Here is a 20,134-nt window from a genome sequence, read left to right as displayed (position 1 = left end):
GCAAACGCTCAGCTCAGCTGTGCGTTGCCTCGCTATTACGGGCGACCTGGACTTGGTTGCGCCCGTTCTGCTTGGCCACATACAGAGCAGCGTCGGCCTCGCTGAGCACCTCGGCCGGCAGGCTGCCAGCACTGGCCTGCCAATGCGCCACGCCCAGCGACACGGTGATCGCACCGACCGCAGCGAGCGGTGTGTCCTGTACGCAGATGCGCAAGCGCTGGGCAACTACGGTGGCGATCTCCAGGCTGGCGCCAGGCAGGATCATGATGAACTCCTCGCCACCGGTGCGGCAGAGTACGTCGACTTCACGGCAACAGCTGCGCATCAGCTCGGCCAACTGGCGCAAGGCCTGATCACCCACTGCATGACCGTAAGTGTCGTTGATCCGTTTGAAGTGATCGATGTCGAGCACGACTGCGGCGAAGTTACGCTCCTCAGCCTTGAGCAGTGAGAGGTTGTACTCAAGGCTGCGGCGGTTGCCGAGCCCGGTCAGTGGGTCGGTTTGGGCGTCGCGGTTAAGCCGACCAATGCGTTCCTGCAGCAGATTGAGGCCAAACAGCAACGCGCGTTTCAGCTCGGCCGCTTCGAAGTACCAGGCACGCACCTTGTGCAGATGTTCGGCCGTGCCAGGGCGGTCCAGCGCCAGCGCGCCCGCCGCCAGTTGCCACAGCGGCCGGGTGATGGCGAGGGCAAACCACCACAGGGCGAGAAAACCAAGCAGCGCTAACGGAGCCGACAGCAGCACCACATTCAGGATCAGCTGGCGCATCGGCGCTACCGTCTGGCTCAGTGGCTGCTGCGCAATTACACCCCAGCCGGTGCTGGGCACCGTGGCAAAACCGGCGAGCATCTCTACGCCGGCACTGTTGCGGATCTGCCGAGTGCCCTCGGTCAGGCTGGCCAGTTGATCGATCAGAGAGTTGCCCTCGACTACCGTCCCGACCCGCTCCGGGTCCGGGTGATAGAGCAAGCGCCGGTTACGGTCGACCACATACAGGTACGAGCCATCCTTGTAGTAGTGCTCGCCGAGCATGCTGTTGAGGAAGTTGCGTTCACGCAGGTAGACGGTGCCGCCGACATAGCCAAGGTACTGGCCTTGCCCATCGAAGATCGGCTGTGACAGCCCCACCACTAAATTGTTGGCGGCCGACAAAAATGGCATCGACACCAGCGCCCTGCGTTCGCGTAGGGCCTCTTGCGAGCCTTGCGTCTGCACGTGGGTACCGATCAGGTGGCGCAGTGGCGCGGGCGACACCGCTCGCAGAATGCCCTGCGCATCGACCAGGAAGGTCGAGTTAAAGGCGATGCTCTGCTGCAGCACCCGCTCGGTCTCGGCCAGCAGCGAGGGCGCATCGTTCAGGTTGTGCGCCTGCACCCCGGCACTGAAGTCCAGTTGCTGCAGCGCGTTACCAAGAAACGTATCGGTGATTGCTGCAAGTTTTGCCGCGTAGACCCGGTTGGCTTCCAGTGAGTGGTCGATCAGCAGTTGGCGTTGTACCCGGTAACTGGCGAAATAGCTGGTCAGCAGCATGGTCACTGCAGTCAGCGCCGACAGTACGAGGATGAGTGTGCGCAGATCCAGGCGCAGTCCTTTCTTGGCGTGTGGCAATCCTGACCTCACTGACGGGTTACTGCGAAATACCTTACGCGTTCCGCGTGATTGCAGCTACAGCTAAACCGGGCCGTTCAAGGCAGCGCCTGCAGATCGTCCTCGACCTGCTGCATCCGTTGCGCGGCGAGGGCCTGCACCGCTTTGTCCTGGGCGCTGGCGCGCATCAGACCGGTGAGCTTCTCGCTGAGGCGTTTGCCCTGCTCGGTGCCGCCCAATGCCTTGGCTTTCTCGGGGTCTTGCGTTGCCTCGACAATGGTTTCGAACTCGGCATCGCTGAAGTTGGCTGTGCTGTACAGCTTGAACAGGTCGTTGCGCTGGTCCTCGACGGTGAGGTGCTTGCGCAGTACCTGCTTGATCTGCTCTTCGGGGACCTGCGGATAAGTCATGGCCAGCAGCGAGGCCATCCTGCCGATGTTGTGCTCGTAGGCGGCTTGCAAGGGCAGCTTGGCGAGGATCTGTTGTTCGCGGCTGGGCTGCTGGTCGCAGGCGGCGAGGGCACCGAGCAAGAGCACGGGCAGCAGCAGGTTGAGCAAGCGATTCATCGAGCAGCCCTTGGGCACAGTGGGGTGGCAAGTTTACCGTTTTTCCTGGGCCTGCGTGGCAGTTGCGCTGCGTGGGAAACGGCCCACATAGATGCCCGGAAAGTAAACACATCGTTCTGGCCGCGTGACTACAGCGAAGAGCAGTTTCGCCACGACGTTGCGGACTGTGATCCGCAGCGCTTGCCGTTTCGCCAGTCAGCTTGAGCGTATCCGTGCAATTGCGCACGGGCTGGCGATCGGGTAGAAGTTGGCTTTCACCTCGCTTCAAGGCCTGAGCGCAATGACAGACTGGATCATCACTTCGGTAGCCGCCGATGCCATTGACGAGGTGGTCGCGTTCGTCAACGACTCGCGGCGGGAGCTGTTTCCGCTGCTGGCTGATGCGCCGTTGCCGGCTGACCTTGCCCGGTTCAGCGATACCTACCTGCAAGGTGGCGGCTGTTTCTTGACCGCGCGCGACAACGGCCGGTTGGTCGCTGCCATCGGCTACCTGCCTTACGATCACCGCTTCAGCCAGCTGCTTTATCACGACTTAACTGTGGTGGAAGTGGTGCGGCTGTTCGTTCTGCCTGAATACCGCTGTTGTGGCCTTGCTGCAGCGCTGTTTGCAGAGCTCCGCGCGCAGGCCAGGGCGGCAGGCGTCGAGTGTCTGTACCTGCATACGCATCCGTTTCTGCCAGGAGCGATTCGCTTCTGGGAGCGGCAAGGGTTTGTCGTCACCGATATTGAACAGGACCCTGTTTGGCAAACCACGCATATGCAGTTGCTGCTGGTGTAGCGTGCGGTTGTAGCCGGCGTTGGCGAGTAGTAGGAAGTGTCCTACTTGCTGGGCCATTTATCACACACATGGTTCGTTCCCATGGGTCGCTCGCTTGGGTATTTTTCTCCTCGCAGATTTCAATCGTGACGCGAGGAGGCACCCAGCATGGCAACTATGGCGCAGTACAAGGTACGGCTGCTGAACGAGTTCGAAGCGCGTACTGATGATTGGAGCTTTGGTCAGTTCGAGCATCGACTTACCGAAGTCAAGGTCGATACCTACTATCAAGACGCCAAGGGCATCATCATTGATGCCCACAAGGCCGGCAAATGGCCGAAAACCGTCAAGCGCTATTTGCTCACCAACTACAAGGCGTTCGGCAACGTCAGTTCGGAATTCAACGATACCTTTGACCAGGTGCTGGCGGGCATGACACCTGATGAGAAGGCGCTGTGGGGGTTGAACTAAGCGTCGCCATCAACAGGTTGCCGGGCCCTGAGCAGGTAGTTCGGTAATCTGAATGCGCAGGGACCGTTTGGCGAACCGACTGAGGTAGATAAGCGAAGACGCGGTGAGCGTTTCTCGCTCCGATCAGCTTCGCTCTGCCTGCCTCAAAACCCACCCGTAAGCGGATACTCGACCGCTACCCGAATCTGATCCGCATCCAGCTCAGCCTGCGCCGTGTTCCCGCGATGCACGTCATGCCGCAGCGAGAACACCGCGCCTTTGGCCTTGCCGCTCTGCACCACATAGCGCGCTTCCAGGTCGCGTTCCCAATGCTTGCCGCCGCGACCGTAACCGAGATAGGCATAACCGCCGCGTGGATCGACACGACTGCCGTCAATGTCGAAACCGCGTACATACAACGCCGTCAGGTTCAACCCAGGCACGCCGTAGGCGCCCATATTCAGGTCGTAGCGCGCCTGCCAGGACTTCTCATTAGGGGCGTTGAAGTCGGACAGCTGCACCGCGTTGCTGATGAAAATGGCGCCGCGGCTGACGTAGTCGAACGGGGTTTCGCCGTGCACTTGCTGCCAGCCGAGGCTGAAACCGTGTGGGCCGTGGTTGTAACGCGAGACCAGGCTCCAGGTGGTGTTGTCGATTTGCCCGGACAGCGCTTTGCCGGTGTCGCGGGTGCGGTACAGGTTGAGATCGAGGCTGACGCTGCGTTGATCGCTCAGCGCATGGCTGAGGGTGCTGCCCAGGTAGTGCTGGTTCCAGGTGTCTTCATAGCGCGAGGTGTACAGGCTGGCGCTGACGGCGTCGCTTGGGTTCCAGACCATGCCGGCGAGGTCAAAGCTGTCGCCCTTGAGCGCGTTCGAGTAGTTCACCACCAAGCCTTGGTTGTGGCTGTTGGCGTTACGGTCGGCACTCTCGGTGAAGTGCCCGGCAACCAGTTTCAAAGTGTCGATGTCGTTGCTGGTCAACAACCAGCCGGTTGCGGTCTCGGGCAGCAGACGGCTGTCGGATGCGTTGAATACCGGCGTTTTTACCCGCTGCTCACCATAGGTCAGTACCGTGTCTGCCATCCGTAGCTTGAGGGCAGCGCCAGCGCGGCTGTAATTGCCTTTCGGGTGGCCTTGATTGTCCACGCTGAGCAGACGCGCCTTGCCTGCGCGGCCGCCGCCGCTGTCGAGTTGCACGCCGAGGTAAGCATGGGCGTCGACGCCAACCCCGATAAGGCCCTGGGTGAAACCTGACTGCAGCGTACCCATCAGGCCATAACCCCATTCTTCGGCTTTGCCGCTGCGCTCGCTACGCGGTTTGTAGGCGTTACGCGCGCCGCTGTTGCTGGCGCCGTGACGATAATCGCGCTGGTCGAACACGCTGCGGTTGAGCAGGCTCCAGCTGCTGTCTTCAATCAGCCCGTTGGCCTTTGCCTGGGCAGATTCGGCGGCTGCCAGAGGGGAGACAGTGATCAGCGGGAGCAGAGCAACAGCGCGCTTGAAATGGCTCACTGACCTGCTCCCAGTTTCTCCATCTGTGCTTGCAGACGGGCCTTGGCCCGGGCTGGCAAGGTCTTCGGCAGGGCCGGCATATTGACCGCCGGCTCGCCAACCTGGATCAACATGACCATGCCCATCGCCAGGTGCGGGATGCACTGAATCCCGTACAACCCTGGCACGCTGAACTGCTGCTCGTGGGGCTGATTGAGCTTGCTCTTGAAGGCTTCGGCGCCGGCTGGCAGCAGCTCGGCCAGGGTCGCGGCATTGTGCCCGCTCTGCGTCGGCACAAAGCGCACACTGTCACCGGGAGCGATGCGCAGGTGGTCCGGCTCATAGACCATGGCGCCGTCGCTGCCGCGGTTGAGCATCTTTACTTCATGGACCTCGGCGTGAGCCAGCGGGGCGAGCAGAGCAGTGCACAGCAGCAAGGCGAGAGGGCGTGAAAACATCGTGAGAACATCCGTGTTCAGGGGGCGCGAAAGCGCAGGATGCGCGCGCCGTCGTATGGATCGGTGAGGTAGTGCGCGTGCACGCCGAAGGTGCGCAACAGGCGCTCTGGGGTCAGCACGTCATGCGGCGTGCCGAGCGCTACCAAGCGGCCTTGATCGAGTACCGCGAGGCGGTCGCAGGTCAACGCCTGGTTCAAATCATGTAAAGCCACCAAGGTCGTCACCGGCAGCGCCTGGACCTGTTGCAGCAGGCTCAGTTGGTGCTGGATATCGAGATGGTTGGTCGGCTCATCGAGCAGCAATACGCCCGGTCGCTGGGCCAGGGCGCGGGCGATGTGCACGCGCTGCCGCTCACCGCCGGACAGGCTGTGCCAGAGGCGTTGACGCAAGTGCAGGGCGTCGAGGTCGGTCAGGGCCTGCTCGACGATGCGCCGATCCTCGGGTGAGTACGGCGCCAGCGCCGACAGCCACGGCGTGCGGCCCAGGGCCACGGCGTCATACACGCTGATGGCATCGCAGGTGTCGGCTTGCTGCTCGACCAGTGCCAAGGCCTGGGCGATCTGCCGCCGGGGCATGTGCGCCAGTGGCTGGCCGAGCAACTGCACTTCACCACTGCTGGGTTTGAGCAGGCCGGCGAGGAGCTTGAGCAGGGTCGACTTGCCGGAGCCATTGGGGCCAACCACGCCGAGGGTTTCCCCGGCAATCACTTCAAGCTCGACCGCTTCGAGCACGTTGTTGCCGCCCAGACGCAGGCCAAGGCCTTGGCAGCTCAGCGGCGCCAGCTTCACGGTGTTCAGGCTGTTCATGTGCGCCCCCGGCGGCTTACCAGAATCAAGGCGAACAGCGGCGCACCAATCAGCGCAGTGACCACGCCGACCGGAATCACCTGTCCGGGGATCAAGGTCCGCGAGAGGATATCGGCGCTGATCAGGAACAGCGCACCGCCCAGGGCGCTGGCCGGCAGCAGGCGGCTGTGACCGGGGCCAAGCAACAGGCGCAATGCATGCGGAATGACCAGGCCGACAAAGCCGATGGCGCCGACTATCGACACCATCACCGCCGTTACCAGCGCCGCGCAACTGATCAGCAGGAGTTGGCTGCGGCGCACCGGGATGCCCAGCGAAGCCGCCGAGTCGGCGCCGAAGGTAAAGGCGTCGAGGGTGCGCCGATGCCACAGGCATACCGCCAAACCCAGCAGCGCCACCGGTACCGCCAGCCAAACCGACGGCCAGCGCACGCCGCTGAGGTTACCCAGCAGCCAGAACAGAATGCCGCGCGCTTGTTCGGCAGTCGCCGACTTGGTGATCAAAAATGCCGTAAGCGCGCTGAACAACTGCGAGCCGGCGATCCCGGCCAGAATCACCTGGGCATTGCCGCCGCCAGCACCGCTGGCCCGCGACAGCAACAGGACCAGGCCGAACGCGGCCAACGCACCAATGAATGCGCCGCCCGACATCGACAGCGCAGCGCCACCGAGGCCGAGCAGGGCGACCGCGACCGCACCGGTCGAAGCGCCCGCCGACAAACCGAGCAGATATGGTTCGGCCAGCGGATTGCGCAGCAGCGCCTGCAGAATCACCCCGCAGGTCGCCAGCCCAGCACCGCACGCGGCAGCCACCAGGGTGCGGGTCAGGCGGTAGTTCCAGACGATGCCCGCGTCGATCGGGTCGACTGGGTAACCGGCGTTCCACAGGTGGTTGGCCAGCACCTGCAAGACCACGCTGGGCGCCACTGGCGTCTCACCAATGGCGATCCCAGCGAGCATCGCCCCGAGCAAGGCGAGCAGGGCAACGGCGCAGTAGGGCAGCAGACGCATCATGGTTGCTCGGATTTCCCCGAAGCAAACGCGTTGGACAGCGTCTCCAGGCCACGGAACAGGCGAATACCGGCCTGCATCGCGTCGGCATCGAGGACGATGATACGGCCCTCGCGAACGGCGTCCATGTGTTTGGTGACCGGGTCACTACGGAGAAATTCGAGCTTTTTCTGATAGTCATCGGCAGGGAAGCGGCGACGGTCCATGCGGGCGATGATCAGCCAGGTTGGATTGGCCTTGGCCAGGGTTTCCCAGCCAACCGTTGGCCACTCTTCGCTGGACTCGACCACGTTGCGCACGCCCAGGGTCTGCAGCATGAAATCGGCCACCCCCTGGCGGCCGGCGACATAGGGGTCGATGTCGAGGTCGGCACTGGAGAACCAGAACAGGGCGGAAGTCTGCGACAGGTCGTGGCCGGCCAGTTGTTTGCGGGCATTGTCCAGGCTCTGCTTGAGCTCGTTGTTGAGCGCTTCGCCACGCGCCTGCACGTCGAAGATTTCGGCCAGTTGGCTGACGCTTTTGTAGATGCTGGCAATCTGGAACGGCTGCAGCCGGGTGCCGTCGGCACCGACCAGGTTGTCCTTGCCTTCGCAATCGGACGGCAGCACGTAGGTCGGCACGTTCAGCTCGTTGAACTGCTCACGGGTGCCGACCACACCCTGTGCGCCGATCATCCATTCGAACTGCGCAGCTACCAGTTGCGGGCGCTTGCCGACCACCGCTTCAAAGCTTGGGTCGTTGTCGGCGAGGCGCTCGACCTTGTCGTTCTGCGTCTTGAACTCGGGCAGCACATTGTTGAACCACAGCGAGGTGCCGACCAGCTTGTCGCCCAGGCCCAGTGCATAGAGCATTTCGGTACCGGCCTGGCCGATGGTCACTGCACGCTGCGGCGCCTGGGCAAAGGTCTGCACCGCGCCGCAGTTGTCGATGGTCAGCGGATAGTGGGTGGCGGCGGCCTGGGCCAGGCCGGTCAGGCTCAGGCCTGCCAGCAGGGTCACGAAACGGGGCAGCATGGGTGGGCGATCTCCTATCGAACAATGCGGGGAATGAACCCACGGACAGGCATCGCCTTGCCCATCGCGCACGGCAACGGGCAGCACCCTGGGAAGGGTGGAGATGGCCAGCCCGGACACCCCGCCGGTTGGTAAATGTTTGCCGGCAGGTCTCCTGACTGGTGCGTCATGGCCTGGCTCCAGCCTTCCCGGGTCAGCAACCCAGTGGCATCGATGGAGCAGGCTCGGCACTTACAGTTGCGGGGGCAGTTCCGTTTCGCCTGCATTGAAGGGCAGGCCTGGGATTCCCTGTTAGTTCCGTGATGGAAACCGGCGGGCGGCATGGTAGACCATCACGCCGCCCGGGGAAAACGCTTTTCAGAGATACTTGAGCCAGCTGAGGTCGCGGCGGCGTGCCTTGAGTTGGGCAAACTGGCGCACCGGCAGGTACAACGCTGCGGCCAGCACGCCGGCAGTCAGCCAGATGAAGCCGATGCTGTCGAAGCCGAAGTAACCACCCTGATTGAGCCCGAACAGCGCGACACAGGCCAGGTACAGCAGCTTGAGCACGTACAGGTGCAGCAGGTAGAAGAACATCGGCGCCGCACCGAACACCGCCAGCACACTGATCCAGCGGGCTTGGCCTGCGCGTTCGAAACCGCGCAGCAACAGCAGCCCGGCACCCAGCGTCAGCGCCAGGAACAGCAGCGAAGGTGGGTACTTGGTGATGTTGCAAAAGCTCATCACCGTCTGCACCAGGCTTGGGTAGCTGCTCCACGGCGCTTCGCCGTAGCCATTGAGCAGACGCAGGCCAACGAAGCCGAGCAGGGCTGCGCCACCCGCCAGCAGCAAGCGCCGTTGCCGCACGCTGGCGACGCTGTTGCGGGCGAACCATGGGCCGAGGGCGTAGCCAAGGGCAATCACGCCGATCCACGGCAGCACTGGGTAGGAAGTGCGCACACGCAGGCTGTCGGACACCTCCAGCCAGCCGCGATCATGCAGGATCGCCCACGGCACATGCATGATCGAGCCGGGCGCAAAGTGCACGCCGTCGAGCAGGTTATGCCCGGCGATGATCAGGACGCCGAGCGCGATCAGCGCCGGGCGTGGCAGCCAGACCAACAGTGACAGCGTGATCATGCTCACGCCGATCGCCCAGATCACCTGCATGTAGATCACGGTCGGGGGCAACTGGAAGGTCCAGGCGAAGTTGACCAGGGTGAATTCCAGTACCACCAGAAACAGCCCGCGCTTGAACAGGAACGCCGAAGTGGCGCCGCGGCCCTGGTACTTCTCGCCATACAGCCAGGCTGAGAGGCCGGTCAGCAGAACGAACACAGGGGCACACAGATGCGCCAGGGTGCGGCTGAAAAACAGCGAAGGTTCGGTGCTGTCGATGGTCATCGGATCAACCACCTGGTGATGCATGAAGAAGGTCTCGCGTACGTGATCGAGCAGCATGAACAGAATGACCAGCCCGCGCAGGGCATCGATGCTCTGCAGGCGTTGGCTGACGAGGGTGGGGGAGGTTAGGGCGCTTGTCATGAAAATTCGCTGGTGAGGTTTCGTGTAACGTTATCTTATAACGATTGGTTTTCCTGTTAAAAGTATTTTGTCGGCGAGCTTAGTGCCCATGAAGGCCCTGGCCAGCCCGTTGCAGCGCGGCCAGCCAGGGTAAATCGCGTTTAGAAGCTGTAGTCCAGCGTGGCGAAATACGAGCGTGGCGCACCCAGCAGCCACTGCTCGCCGCTGTAGGCGGCTGTCACGTAATTGCGGTTGAACAGATTGTTCAACTGCAGGCCCAGGCGCACCTCAGGCAGCACCTGCCAGCCCAGGTTGGCATCGACCACGGTGTAGCTGGGGATGCTCTGGCTGTTGCCGGTGTCGGCGTAACGCGTGTCGACATAGCGCAGGCCCACACCGGCATCGACGTCCTGGCCAAAGCCTTTGCTCAACCACAGGTTGGCACTGCGTCGCGGCACATTGGCCGGGCGTTTGCCGCTGCGGTCGGTGGCAACGCCTGCCACGCTTTCATTGAAGTCGTCGTACCTGGCCCGGAGCAGGGCGGCGTTGGCTGACAGCTGCCATTGGTTGGCCAAGGCCAGCTCGAGGGTCGCTTCCAGGCCATCGGAGGTCTGCTGGCCGGCCTGTTGCGTTTGATGGCTGACAGGGTCGTCGACCAGCAGCTTTTTCTTGACGATGTGATAAGCGGCCAAGGTCCACTCGCCACGGCCATCAAGAAAGCGCTGCTTGACGCCCAGTTCGGTCTGGCGTGCTTCGGTCAGGTCAAAATTCATCTGCGCAGGGCTGAGGCTGACCAGGTTCTCGACACCGTCTTCACTGGTCGAGTACTGGCCGTACAGCGACAGGTCCGGGTTCAGCGCATAGACCAGCCCGGCGCGCCAGTTGCCGCCGCTGAGACTGCGGTCGGTGCGGCTGCCGTCGACCAGGTTGTCACGCTCGATGTGGTTCTGATCACGGCGGATACCGGTGACCAGCGACAGCTGCTCGGTCAGCTGGGTGCGGTTTTCGGCGAACAGCGCTGCGCTGTGGGTGGTGCTGAACGAGCGCGGCTGCAGCGGCGTGGCGCTGGCGAACTGGCCGGGCGCAGGCTGCCATGGGTCGATGTAGTCATTGCCGATATCGTTGTAGGGCCAGTTGTTGGTCAGGCGGAAACGGATCTTGTTGTATTCGGCGCCCACCACGGTGGTGCTGGCCAGGCCAAACAGGCTGTGCTGGAAGGTGAAGCTCTGGCGATCGCCGATCTGCTCCTGGTTGTGCTTGATCTCGAGGAAGCCATTGCGCAGCAGCTGGCCGACGTCTGCGTCCCAGTTGTAGTTCTCGGCGTTGCGCCAGTGGCGGCGGCTCTTGATGTAGTACAGCTGGTTACTCGCGCTGACGCTGTCGCTGATAGTCCATTCACTGCTCAGGCGGGTCCACTCATCGTGGTAGCGCAATTCGGCGTCACGCACGTTGTAGTTCTTGTCGCGCAGGCTGTCACGGTAGTGCCCGGCAATCAGCGGCGTGCCGAAGTAGTTCATCGGCTCGGCGTCGCCGCGTTCGTGGGCGAGGGTGAAGCTCAAGTCTTCGCTGGCATCGAAGCGCAGTGCCAGGCTCAGGGCCAGGTTGCGTGAGTCGCCGCGGTCGATGTAGCCATTGCCTTGCTGCTGGTTGAGGGTGGCACGGTAGCTGAGGCGCTCGCTCAGGCTGCCGCCGCTGTCCAGGCCCAATTGCTGGCGGTCCCATGAGCCGTAGCCCAGGCGCAGCTGGTTGTGGATATCGCCTTGCACGGGTTTTTTCGGGATGACGTTGACCACCGCGCCGGTGGCGCCTTCGCCAAACAACACTGAAGCGGGCCCGCGCAGCACTTCGATACGCTCGACCATCCACGGGTCGACCGGGAAAGTCTGGGTGCCGGCACCGGTGTACAGGCGCGCGCCGTCGAACAGGGTCATCACCGAACCATGGCCGTTGAAGCCGCGTGCGCTGAGGCCGGTGCCGCCATCGCCTGGGGTGCCGATGGAGGTAATGCCCGGCGTGCGGGTGACCGCATCCTGCACCGTGAGGTTACTGCGCTGCTGGATCTGTTCGGTGCTAAGGCTGCTGACACTGGCTGGTGTTTTCAGGGCGGTGAGGCCGAGGCGCGAGCCGGTCTCGCTGCTGCTGGTGAGGTCGGCGCTTGCGTCGCGGCGTTCGCTGATCGCGGTAGAGGGCAGGGCGACGACCTTGCTCGCGGGCTCTGCCGCAATGGCTGGCGAAGCGACGGCAATGCAGGCCGCCAGAAGCGTAAAGGTATTGGTACGGGACATGTCGTTCCACTGGTGCAGGAAGTAAGGATCCCGGTGGAAACAACGCAAAGACGAGCGGGCACGAACGCTGAGCGCACGCGCAAACCGGCCTGCGCCCGCCCACCGCGGGTTTGCCAACTAAACGTTGCAGGCCGGTCTCCGGGCTTGCGAGGGCTAAAAACCTTCACCTTCCCATGCGTGTGCACAGTGGTGTGTCGAAGGTTTCACTCGCTTACCGTTGCGGGGGCAGCGCCGGACTAGTCATGCAGATGACGCACCGGCTTCCCGTTTCACCCTACGCACGGCGGCGCAGGACACCTGAAACTGGCGCGCATCTGAGCATCGAAAGTGGGACTAGTCAAACCTTGGCACTCAGAAAAATCTGTGACGCAGTAGAGGTTTGCGAGTTTTTACTGATTCTTTTTCGAACTTTTCACATTCGTTGTGTATCGAAGCGCTCGTCTGTCACAGAAACACCCACGTCATGGAGACCTTTACCAATGTCCACCCGTAACCTGTTGCGTCATTCCTGCCTGTTGGCCCTGATCGCTGCCCCGCTTGCTGCCAGCGCTGCGCCAAGCACCGATCCGCTGTTCACCTTCGGCCTGCTCGGCAGCTACGACAAATTCAAGTTCGAAGGCGGCTCTGAATCGGAGACTGATCACCTCGGTCAAGGTGGCCTGTTCGCCAACTATGGCAACAAGATGACCGCAGAATCTGGCTTTATCTACCAGATTGGCGCTGATGCCAAATATGGCAAGAAGAGCGACAACAAGCTCAAGGAAGCTAAGGTCGACCTGGACCTGGGCTGGCGCGCCGCGATGGACGCGCGCAACTTCCTCGACTTCACCGTGGGCGCCGGCTATGACTGGTCGCGCTTCGAGCCTGAGCTCGACGATCTGGATAATGAGCTGACCTACAAGTCGCCGTTCGCCAAGGCTGCCATCGGCTACAACCACCAGTTCGATGCCTCAACCCTGCGCGTTGAAGTCGGTGCTCGCCGTTCCATTGACGGCCGCGCCAAGCTCAAGGTCGATGATTTCGGCAGCGACACCGTGGACATGAAAGACCGTACCAACCCTTATGCCGAAGTCAGCCTGCTGATGAACCAGCAGGGCGGCATGCCGGTCTACGGCAGCGTCTACTACACCCGCACCGAGTACAAACTCGATGAAGACTCGGATGTGGCTGACAATACCAAGCTCAAGCGTGATGAGTTTGGTGTGAAGGTTGGTTTGGCGTTCTGATTTAGCGGTTTGGGTACGGGGTCTGCTGCGCAGCCCTTCGCGGCGGTCCGGCGTTCCGGTAAACCCGCTCCCACAGGGGTCGCAGCGCCGCCGTATCCTGTGGGAGCGGGTTTACCGGAACGCCGGACCGCCGCGAAGGGCCGCAATGCGGCCCCAGCTGCCGATCTGCGGCTACTTCCCGCGCCGCCGCGACACCCGCGCTTCGATGTTCTTGCGCCCGATCAGCAGCGCAGGTTTCTCCACTACCGGCTCATCCGCCAGCCATTTGTACATCACCAGGCAATCCACCAGCCCCAGCCGGGCATGCCGGTAGGCCTTGGGCAGGCAGCCGACTTCATCGAAGCCAAGCTTGCGCCACAGCGCCACGGCCACCTCGTTACTTGCCACCACCGAATTGAACTGCAACGCCAGAAACCCTTCCTGGCGGGCAAGCTTCTGCGAGTGCTCGCACATCAAGCTGGCCACGCCACGCCCGCGTGCAGCCGGGCAGACCATGTAGCCGCAGTTACCCACGTGAGCGCCGGGCCCGGCGGCGTTGGCCTTGAGGTAATACGAACCAAGCAGCTCACCGTCCTGCTCCGCCACCAGCGTATGCAGTGGTGCCTCCAGCCACAGCTGGCGCGCCTGCTCGAAGCTGATCTGCGGGTCGAAGGCGTAGGTTTCGCGGGCCTGGACGATGCTTTGCATAGTGGGCCAGAAGCCGTCGAAGTCGGCGGCGGTCATGGGGCGGATGTGGATCATGGCGGTACCTGCACGGGCTGAGCCGGCAAGTCTGGTGGTGCGGGCGTCGCCGCGCAAGTGCGGCGACGCCGACAGGCTTATTCGTCGGCCTTGCCCAGTGCATCCAGCGCCCGGGTCGAGTAGACCAGCGCAGCCCCAGCGTTCATCGCCACGGCGACACCGAGTGCCTCGGCGATCTGCTCGCGGGTCGCGCCCTGCTTGAGGGCTTCCTTGGAGTGCACGGCGATGCAGCCGTCGCAGCGGGTGGTGACGGCAACCGCCAGCGAGATCAATTCGCGGGTCTTGGCATCCAGGTGGTTGGTCTTGGCCCCGGCGCCGCTGGCGGTCATGTAGCCCGCGACGGTGTCTGGCGAGAGTTGCTTGAGGTCGCCGATGCCAGCCATCAGCTGCTTACGGTAGGCGTCCCAGTCCATCATGCTCATTGTCTTCACCTTGTAGGGTTGCGGCAGGAGCTTTCAGGCTAGTCGAGCGGGGCGCGTTGGCGAGCGGGAAAATAGTCGAAAGGCTGTTGCACTTAGGTAGCGACGCCGTCGGTATCACGGCGCCCTGCCAGGCTGGCTTAGATGTAGATGAACACCAGCACCAGAGCCGCTACCACCAGCCACTTCTCCAGGTAATAGCGCATGCGATTGCGTTTCTTCAGCGCCTTGCCACGCTCGCGGATCTTGTAGATCCGGGTGAACAGGCGGTTGATCGCGCCCGTCTTGTCATTGGCGTTGTTAGGTGCTGCGGCCGCGGCCATTACCTTGCGGCTGAACCAGCGGTTGAAGGCAGTGGCCCAGCGGTACTTGAGCGGCCGCTCGACATCGCAAAAGAGGATGATGCGGTTGTGCTCGGTGGTGTTGGCGGCGTAGTGGATGTAGGTTTCATCGAAAATCACCGCCTCGCCATCGCGCCACGAGTACTTTTCGCCGTCGACATCGATATAACAGCCATCGTCGTTCGGCGTGTCCAGGCCCAGGTGATAACGATAGGAGCCGGCATACGGGTCACGGTGGCGAACCAGCTTGGCGCCTGGGGGCAGGGTGGCGAACATGGCCGCCTTGACCGTGCCGATGCCTTGCAGCAGCTCGGTGGTGCGCGGGCACAGGGTCATCGCCGACGGGTGGGTCTCGCCATACCACTTCAGGTAAAAGCGCTTCCAGCCGGTCTTGAAGAACGAATTGAAGCCGACGTCGTCATGGTTGTCGGACTTTTTGATTTCGCCAACGTGCAGCAGCTGCTGGGCTTCAGCGCGGATTTCCTGCCAGTTGTCCTTGAGTGGTTGCAGCTCTGGGAAGGCATCGACCGGCAGGTAGGGTTTGGCCGGCAGCCTGGAAAACAGATAGAGGAAGCTGTTGATCGGCGCAAGGAAACTCGAGTGGTCACCCAGCTGGCGCGTCAGCTTGTGACGCACACGGCCACGAAGATGCACATAGGCAATCGAGAGGACGAAGATCAGTACGAGGGCAATTTTCATCGACAAACACTTGTAGAGAATGGCCATGAGCCATGGCTAGAGCGCGCCAGCATAAACAAACCGCGTACGACTTTGTACTTATTGTTACATTTGATCGACGGTACTTTGGTTGCATTGTCTACGCGTCGCGCAAACGATTCCGCCAGGATTTTCGGTTCATACCTGATTCGCCAGGCCGGTACACTCGACTGATCCGTTCATTAATCCGGAGCGAACATGGCCAAGGAAACGCGCCCCAGCGGCACCCCGTTCAAGCGACTTTTTTTTGCCCTGCCAGTCAGTGACAGCCAGCGCCGCAGTATCGCCCAGTGGCGCCGTGAACTTGAGTTGCGCAGCGGCAAGCCAGTGCCCGCCGACAACTTCCATCTGACCCTGTTGTTTCTCGGGGATGTCGACAGCGCGCAGTTGCCTGCGCTGTGCGCTGCGGTCGAACAGATCAAACGCCCGGCCGCGCCGTTGCGCGTGCTGCTCGATCAACTGCAGGTGTGGCCACGGGCCGAAGCGCTGGTGTTGCAGGCAAGTGATGCGCCGCCCGCCCTGCGCCAGTTGGTGTACGCCCTGGAGCAGGCTGCGCTGGGCCTGGGCATCGCCCGCAGCAGCCGCGAATACCGCGCGCACCTGACCCTGGCCCGCGACTTTCGGGGGCAGGTGCCAGAAGCCAGCGTGCCGGCTGATTTCTACCTCAGTGCGCGGCATTTCACGCTGTACGAGTCACGCAAGGGCCGCTATTGGCCATTGGCACAGTGGCCCCTGGATGATTGAACCCCTCAGAACTGCGGCGTGTATTTGACCGTGAACATAAAGTTGCGCGGTTCGCCGTAGTTGTTGCTGCCGTTGAGCTGGTTGAAACCAGAGACCCAGTACTTTTTGTCGAACAGGTTGTTGGCTTTGACCGCCAGGTTCACCTCCGAGCTCAGCTGATAGGCCAGCCGTGCACTCCACACTGTGTAGCCAGGCACTTCGTAGCTGCGCTCATAACCCAGGGTGTGGCTCTGGGTGGTAAAGCCCAGGCCGGTGCTCCAGCGCTGGCCGTCGACCGGCAATTGGTAGTCAGCCCAGGTGCGCAACATGTGCTTGGGCGTCCACTGGCTGAATGTGCGGCCTTCGTTTTCCGGGTCTTCGAGAAACTTGGTGGTGTTGTAGGTGTAGCCGGCAAACAGCTGCAGGCCGCTGAGCACTTCACCGCTGATCTCGGCTTCGACGCCTTGGCTGCGGACCTTGCCCGAAGCCATCGAGCAGTACCAGCCATCACATTCCTGGCCCGAGGCGATGTCGGTCACGGCGCGGTTTTCCTGGTCGTAGCGGAAGATCGCCAGCGAGGTGTTGACCCGGCCATCGAACAGCTCGCCCTTGAGACCAGTCTCGTAGTTGCTGCCAACGATCGGCTTGAGTGGTGCATTGCCCAGGGCACGCTCGGTCTGCGGCACGAACACGTCGGTATAGCTGGCGTACCACGACCACTGCGCGGTCAGGTCATAGATGAAGCCGGCATACGGGGTGACCTCGCCGGACTCGGTCATGCGGCTGGTGGGGTAGCGCGTGCCGGGATCGGTCGGGTTGTTGAAGTCGGTGCTGTCCCAGCTGTAGTCGAACCAGCTGACGCGGGTACCGGCAATCAGCGTCAGGTCCTGCACCGGCTTGACCCGCCAGACGCCGTACAGGCCCTTTTGCCGAACGTCGTAGCTGGCTTCGTTGTAACGGCCGATAGGCCCGGCCAGCAGGCTGTCCCGGCTCGGTTCCGGGCGGTCATGATCGATGTCGAAGATGTTGCCGCTGCCGGCGTTGAATTTGCGCCAGTAGGCGTCATCCGAGGTCAGCTTGGCATAGTTGCCGCCGACGGTGATTTCGTGCGCTACAGAGCCGGTATCGAAATGCCCGACCACGTTCATGTCCAGCCCCAGCTTGCTGGAGTGGAAGTCGGTGATCCAGTCGGCGTAGCTGACGCCATCGCCGTTGGGTTCCAGGCCTTCGCCGGACGTTTGCACGCGCTGGTGCGTAGAGGTGTTGGTCTCATCCATGCGCACGGCCGCGGTCTTGAATGTCCAGTCGTCGTTGAAGCGGTGCTCCAGGTCCAGGTAATAGGTAGTCACGTCGGTTTCGGCACGGTTCCAGCGTGCCCCGGTGAAGGTCGAGCGCGGCAGATCCACCGGCTTGCCGCTGGCGTAACGCGGGATACCGCGCAGCATTGGCCGTGACTGTTCACGGCTGTAGCTGATACCCGCGCCTACGGTGGTGGCGTCGTTCAGGTCGATGTCCAGCGCGCCATACAGCGAGTGGGTCTTGCTCCATTGATAGTCGATGAAGCTGTCGCTCTGGTCTTCATCCAGCACCATCCGTCCGCGTACCTTGCCGTTGCCAGTCAGCGGCCCGCCGGCATCCAGTTGCAGGCCGTAGTGATCCCAGGAGCCGGCCTTGCCGGTGAGGGCCACGGTCGGCGCCGCCTGGCCGCGCTTGCGCACCAGGTTGATTGCGCCACCCGGGCTGCCGGTGCCTTGCAGCAAGCCGGAGGAGCCGCGCAGCACTTCAACGCGGTCGAAGAACACCAGATCCTGGGTCGCCCAGTTGCCCAGCGAGTAGTTGTTGCGCTGGATCGGTACCCCGTCGTACTGCCAGTCATCGATCTGGAACCCGCGCGAAGTCACCACCATGCCCGGGCCGATACCCTGCGCGCCGACGATGCCGGTGGTGTGATTGAGCGCGTCCTTGAGGTCGGTGATGCCCTGGTCGTCCAACTGCTTGCGGGTGATCACCGTGACCGACTGCGGGATCTCGCGCAGGGTATGAGTACCTTTGCCCAAGGTGACTGCGCGCGCGGCATAGGAGCCGCTGCCTTCGCTGGTGGCGTCGAGGTAGTTGTCATTGATGCTGGTCGCGCCCAGCTCCAGCGCGTCGCCGCCGACACTGGCCGGGGCCACGCTGAAATGGCCGTTGGCAGTGACGCGCAGCTGCAGGCCGCTGCCGCTCAGGGCGGTCTGCATGGCTTGCTCGGCGCTCATCTGGCCGACCACTGCCGGCGCCTGCTTGCCACGTACCAGCTCTGGCTCCAGTGCGATAATGCTGCCGCTCTGGCTGGCGATGCGGTTGAGGGTGGCGGCCAGGCTCGCGGCCGGCAGGTTGAAGTTCAAGGTCTGCGCCTGAGCCAGGGCACTCAAGCTGCTCAGAGCGAGGACCAGGGGCAGGGCGCGGGGCCAGGTGTTGTGCACGGTGTTCTCCCGTTTGGAAAGTGGCTGTCAGGAGATAGGTGCGACGAGAAATGAAAACCGGACACGGTTGCGAATGATTTTTAAAAATATTCTCACTAGGCCTGCACTGGACTGATCAGCGTCAGCCACGGTCCGTACTGCTCGACCTTGATCGGCAGTGCTTCGGCGAGGGCGGCCAAAGCCTGTTGCGGCTGGTCCAGCGGGAACACGCCCTGTACGCGCAGGCCACGCACTGCCGGGGCCAGGCGAATGTAACCACGCTGGTAAGGGCGCAGCGCCTCGACCACGGCGTGCAAAGGCTCATCAAGCACTTCCAGCTTGCCATGGACCCAGGCGGCGCGTTGCAGCTGCTCACCACTGAGGCGCTGAATGCCGTCAGCGCCAAGCAGCGCGGCCTGACCTTGCTGCAGGACTTGCTCCTGTCCATTCGCCACGCTGGCGCGCACGCTGTGCTGCAGCACGGTGACCCGGGTAGTGAAAGGTTCCTGGCCGACCAGAAAACGCGTGCCGAGCGCCTGGATCTGACCTTGCGCGGTGCGCACCCGCAGCGGCCGCAGTGGGTCTTTGGCAACGTCGATCAACAGTTCGCCGTGGCGCAGCACCACCAGCCGTTGCTCGCGATCAAAGCGCAGGTCAACCGCGCTGGCGCTATTCAAGCTGAGGCGGCTGCCGTCTTCGAGTGTGAAGGTACGGCGCTGGCCGCCAACGGTGTGCAGATCAGCCATCCAGTCCTGCGCTGTGTCGCTGCGCCAGCCGGCCCACAAGCCGCCACCCAGTAACCCAAGCCCGGCCAGGCTGCGCAGCACCTCACGGCGCGTGCGCGTTGGTTGCAGCAGCAGTTGGCGGGCCTCACCGGCTTGCCCGGGCACGCGCTGATCCAGCGCCCGCAGCGCCGCGCAAGGCCGGCCCAGGCGTTGCTGTAACTGATCCCAGGCGTGCTGATGGCGCGGGTCTTGCGCCAGCCACTGGTCCAGCCGACGCAGCAGCGCCGGGTCAGGGCTGCCGGCATTGAGGTCGACCATCCAGTCGATGGCCTGCTCGGTGACGCTGTCCAGGCTGCGCGCGCTCATGGCTGCAGCTCGCACAGGTAGCACTGGCGCAGCGCCTGCTTCATATAGCGGCTGACGGTGCGTTCCGACAGCTGCAATTTGGCCGCGATGTCGACATAGCTCAAGCCGTCGAGCTGGCTGTAAAGGAATGTGCTTTTGACGATGGCGGGGAGGCCATCGAGCACCTGGTCGATAGTCACCAGTGCCTCGATCAGCAGCAGCTGCTCTTCAACCGACGGCGCCACCTGCTCAGGCAGATGGCCCAGACGTTCCAGATAAGCCTGCTCAAGTTGACGGCGGCGGTGACGATCGAAAATCAGCCGGCGGGCAATCGTCGACAGGTAAGCCCGCGGCTGCAGGATGCTGTCTGGATCGACCCGTGCTCCGAGCATCTGGCAAAACGCTTCGGCAGCCGTGTCTTCAGCATCGGCGCGGTTACGCAGGCGCTTGTGGACGTGTTGGAGCAGCCAGCGGTGATGATCGCTGAAAAAGAAGCCCAGCTTGCGCGTCGAGGTGCTGTCCAACGATTG

Annotated in this window: 19 protein-coding genes and 2 riboswitches; of the genes, 4 read left to right on the top strand and 15 right to left on the bottom strand. The window is 62.8% G+C overall.

The annotated features are described in order from the left end of the window. Positions 1-13: 13 nt before the first annotated feature. Positions 14-1,609 (bottom strand): sensor domain-containing diguanylate cyclase, encoded by a 1,596-nt coding sequence (locus ACQZ2L_RS09690; RefSeq protein WP_430325854.1) that lies wholly within the window; start codon positions 1,607-1,609, stop codon positions 14-16. 77 nt (positions 1,610-1,686) lie between these two features. After that, entirely contained in the window at positions 1,687-2,154 is a 468-nt protein-coding gene (locus ACQZ2L_RS09685) for a hypothetical protein (protein WP_430325853.1), read from the bottom strand. Positions 2,155-2,434: 280 nt separating this feature from the next. On the opposite strand from ACQZ2L_RS09685, the gene ACQZ2L_RS09680 reads away from it, so the two are divergent. Beyond that, positions 2,435-2,932, top strand: a complete 498-nt coding sequence (locus ACQZ2L_RS09680) for a GNAT family N-acetyltransferase (RefSeq protein ID WP_430325852.1) — start codon at positions 2,435-2,437, stop codon at positions 2,930-2,932. A gap of 147 nt (positions 2,933-3,079) precedes the next feature. Further along, positions 3,080-3,382, top strand: a complete 303-nt coding sequence (locus ACQZ2L_RS09675; RefSeq protein ID WP_430325851.1) for a hypothetical protein — start codon at positions 3,080-3,082, stop codon at positions 3,380-3,382. Positions 3,383-3,525: 143 nt separating this feature from the next. Here the strand turns inward: ACQZ2L_RS09675 and ACQZ2L_RS09670 are convergent, their stop codons facing one another. From ACQZ2L_RS09670 to ACQZ2L_RS09640, 7 genes are all read right to left on the bottom strand, one after another. Continuing rightward, positions 3,526-4,872, bottom strand: coding sequence for an OprD family porin (locus ACQZ2L_RS09670; protein ID WP_430325850.1), 1,347 nt, complete (start codon positions 4,870-4,872; stop codon positions 3,526-3,528). Next, the gene (locus ACQZ2L_RS09665) at positions 4,869-5,309 is read right to left on the bottom strand and encodes a pseudoazurin (protein ID WP_430325849.1); all 441 of its coding nucleotides are present in this window, start codon (positions 5,307-5,309) and stop codon (positions 4,869-4,871) included. The genes ACQZ2L_RS09670 and ACQZ2L_RS09665 overlap by 4 nt, the downstream gene beginning before the upstream one ends. A 17-nt stretch (positions 5,310-5,326) precedes the next feature. Continuing rightward, positions 5,327-6,115 carry an ABC transporter ATP-binding protein gene (locus ACQZ2L_RS09660; RefSeq protein WP_430325848.1) on the bottom strand — a complete coding sequence of 263 codons (789 nt, stop codon included), beginning with the start codon at positions 6,113-6,115 and terminating at the stop codon, positions 5,327-5,329. Then, positions 6,112-7,128 (bottom strand): FecCD family ABC transporter permease, encoded by a 1,017-nt coding sequence (locus ACQZ2L_RS09655; protein WP_430325847.1) that lies wholly within the window; start codon positions 7,126-7,128, stop codon positions 6,112-6,114. Before ACQZ2L_RS09655 ends, ACQZ2L_RS09660 begins: the two co-directional genes overlap by 4 nt. Then, entirely contained in the window at positions 7,125-8,138 is a 1,014-nt protein-coding gene (locus tag ACQZ2L_RS09650) for an ABC transporter substrate-binding protein (RefSeq protein WP_430325846.1), read from the bottom strand. Before ACQZ2L_RS09650 ends, ACQZ2L_RS09655 begins: the two co-directional genes overlap by 4 nt. 127 nt (positions 8,139-8,265) lie before the next feature. Next, a riboswitch (cobalamin riboswitch) is annotated at positions 8,266-8,467 on the bottom strand. A gap of 28 nt (positions 8,468-8,495) precedes the next feature. Then, a complete protein-coding gene (locus tag ACQZ2L_RS09645) occupies positions 8,496-9,662 on the bottom strand; it encodes a DUF1624 domain-containing protein (protein WP_430325845.1) in 1,167 nt (388 codons plus the stop codon). 140 nt (positions 9,663-9,802) lie between these two features. Next, entirely contained in the window at positions 9,803-11,926 is a 2,124-nt protein-coding gene (locus ACQZ2L_RS09640; RefSeq protein WP_430325844.1) for a TonB-dependent receptor, read from the bottom strand. Positions 11,927-12,038: 112 nt separating this feature from the next. After that, a riboswitch (cobalamin riboswitch) is annotated at positions 12,039-12,242 on the bottom strand. 163 nt (positions 12,243-12,405) lie between these two features. Between ACQZ2L_RS09640 and ACQZ2L_RS09635 the strand changes: the two genes are divergently transcribed. Then, positions 12,406-13,152 (top strand): hypothetical protein, encoded by a 747-nt coding sequence (locus ACQZ2L_RS09635; RefSeq protein WP_103437610.1) that lies wholly within the window; start codon positions 12,406-12,408, stop codon positions 13,150-13,152. Between the two features lie 171 nt (positions 13,153-13,323). On the opposite strand, the gene ACQZ2L_RS09630 is transcribed toward ACQZ2L_RS09635, so the two are convergent. From ACQZ2L_RS09630 to lpxO, 3 genes are all read right to left on the bottom strand, one after another. Continuing rightward, positions 13,324-13,893: an N-acetyltransferase family protein gene (locus ACQZ2L_RS09630; RefSeq protein WP_430325843.1), complete on the bottom strand. Its 570-nt coding sequence runs from the start codon at positions 13,891-13,893 to the stop codon at positions 13,324-13,326. A gap of 77 nt (positions 13,894-13,970) precedes the next feature. After that, positions 13,971-14,315 (bottom strand): carboxymuconolactone decarboxylase family protein, encoded by a 345-nt coding sequence (locus ACQZ2L_RS09625; protein ID WP_181089237.1) that lies wholly within the window; start codon positions 14,313-14,315, stop codon positions 13,971-13,973. 137 nt (positions 14,316-14,452) lie between these two features. Next, positions 14,453-15,352 carry a lipid A hydroxylase LpxO gene (gene lpxO / locus ACQZ2L_RS09620; RefSeq protein WP_314874223.1) on the bottom strand — a complete coding sequence of 300 codons (900 nt, stop codon included), beginning with the start codon at positions 15,350-15,352 and terminating at the stop codon, positions 14,453-14,455. A 216-nt stretch (positions 15,353-15,568) separates the two neighbouring features. Here lpxO and thpR point away from each other — a divergent pair, with 216 nt between their 5' ends. Next, positions 15,569-16,114 carry an RNA 2',3'-cyclic phosphodiesterase gene (gene thpR / locus ACQZ2L_RS09615; protein WP_430325842.1) on the top strand — a complete coding sequence of 182 codons (546 nt, stop codon included), beginning with the start codon at positions 15,569-15,571 and terminating at the stop codon, positions 16,112-16,114. 5 nt (positions 16,115-16,119) lie between these two features. On the opposite strand, the gene ACQZ2L_RS09610 is transcribed toward thpR, so the two are convergent. From ACQZ2L_RS09610 to ACQZ2L_RS09600, 3 genes are all read right to left on the bottom strand, one after another. After that, positions 16,120-18,555 carry a TonB-dependent siderophore receptor gene (locus ACQZ2L_RS09610; RefSeq protein ID WP_430325841.1) on the bottom strand — a complete coding sequence of 812 codons (2,436 nt, stop codon included), beginning with the start codon at positions 18,553-18,555 and terminating at the stop codon, positions 16,120-16,122. 95 nt (positions 18,556-18,650) lie between these two features. After that, positions 18,651-19,625 (bottom strand): FecR domain-containing protein, encoded by a 975-nt coding sequence (locus ACQZ2L_RS09605; RefSeq protein WP_430325840.1) that lies wholly within the window; start codon positions 19,623-19,625, stop codon positions 18,651-18,653. Continuing rightward, the gene (locus ACQZ2L_RS09600; protein WP_430325839.1) at positions 19,622-20,128 is read right to left on the bottom strand and encodes a sigma-70 family RNA polymerase sigma factor; all 507 of its coding nucleotides are present in this window, start codon (positions 20,126-20,128) and stop codon (positions 19,622-19,624) included. Before ACQZ2L_RS09600 ends, ACQZ2L_RS09605 begins: the two co-directional genes overlap by 4 nt. Positions 20,129-20,134: the final 6 nt, after the last annotated feature.

This window comes from Pseudomonas shirazensis (assembly GCF_050496565.1).
GTDB lineage: Bacteria > Pseudomonadota > Gammaproteobacteria > Pseudomonadales > Pseudomonadaceae > Aquipseudomonas > Aquipseudomonas shirazensis_A.
The sequence above is the reverse complement of the archived record's forward strand: the minus strand, read 5'-3'. Positions and strand labels throughout refer to the sequence as shown.

Coding starts and splice junctions, on each gene's coding strand:
- ACQZ2L_RS09685 (WP_430325853.1), bottom strand. CDS start 2,154: ATGAATCGCTTGCTCAACCTGCTGCTGCCCGTGCTCTTGCTCGGTGCC.
- lpxO (WP_314874223.1), bottom strand. CDS start 15,352: ATGAAAATTGCCCTCGTACTGATCTTCGTCCTCTCGATTGCCTATGTG.
- ACQZ2L_RS09625 (WP_181089237.1), bottom strand. CDS start 14,315: ATGAGCATGATGGACTGGGACGCCTACCGTAAGCAGCTGATGGCTGGC.
- ACQZ2L_RS09665 (WP_430325849.1), bottom strand. CDS start 5,309: ATGTTTTCACGCCCTCTCGCCTTGCTGCTGTGCACTGCTCTGCTCGCC.
- ACQZ2L_RS09680 (WP_430325852.1), top strand. CDS start 2,435: ATGACAGACTGGATCATCACTTCGGTAGCCGCCGATGCCATTGACGAG.
- ACQZ2L_RS09650 (WP_430325846.1), bottom strand. CDS start 8,138: ATGCTGCCCCGTTTCGTGACCCTGCTGGCAGGCCTGAGCCTGACCGGC.
- ACQZ2L_RS09605 (WP_430325840.1), bottom strand. CDS start 19,625: ATGAGCGCGCGCAGCCTGGACAGCGTCACCGAGCAGGCCATCGACTGG.
- ACQZ2L_RS09660 (WP_430325848.1), bottom strand. CDS start 6,115: ATGAACAGCCTGAACACCGTGAAGCTGGCGCCGCTGAGCTGCCAAGGC.
- ACQZ2L_RS09675 (WP_430325851.1), top strand. CDS start 3,080: ATGGCAACTATGGCGCAGTACAAGGTACGGCTGCTGAACGAGTTCGAA.
- ACQZ2L_RS09645 (WP_430325845.1), bottom strand. CDS start 9,662: ATGACAAGCGCCCTAACCTCCCCCACCCTCGTCAGCCAACGCCTGCAG.
- ACQZ2L_RS09635 (WP_103437610.1), top strand. CDS start 12,406: ATGTCCACCCGTAACCTGTTGCGTCATTCCTGCCTGTTGGCCCTGATC.
- thpR (WP_430325842.1), top strand. CDS start 15,569: ATGGCCAAGGAAACGCGCCCCAGCGGCACCCCGTTCAAGCGACTTTTT.
- ACQZ2L_RS09655 (WP_430325847.1), bottom strand. CDS start 7,128: ATGATGCGTCTGCTGCCCTACTGCGCCGTTGCCCTGCTCGCCTTGCTC.
- ACQZ2L_RS09630 (WP_430325843.1), bottom strand. CDS start 13,893: ATGATCCACATCCGCCCCATGACCGCCGCCGACTTCGACGGCTTCTGG.
- ACQZ2L_RS09640 (WP_430325844.1), bottom strand. CDS start 11,926: ATGTCCCGTACCAATACCTTTACGCTTCTGGCGGCCTGCATTGCCGTC.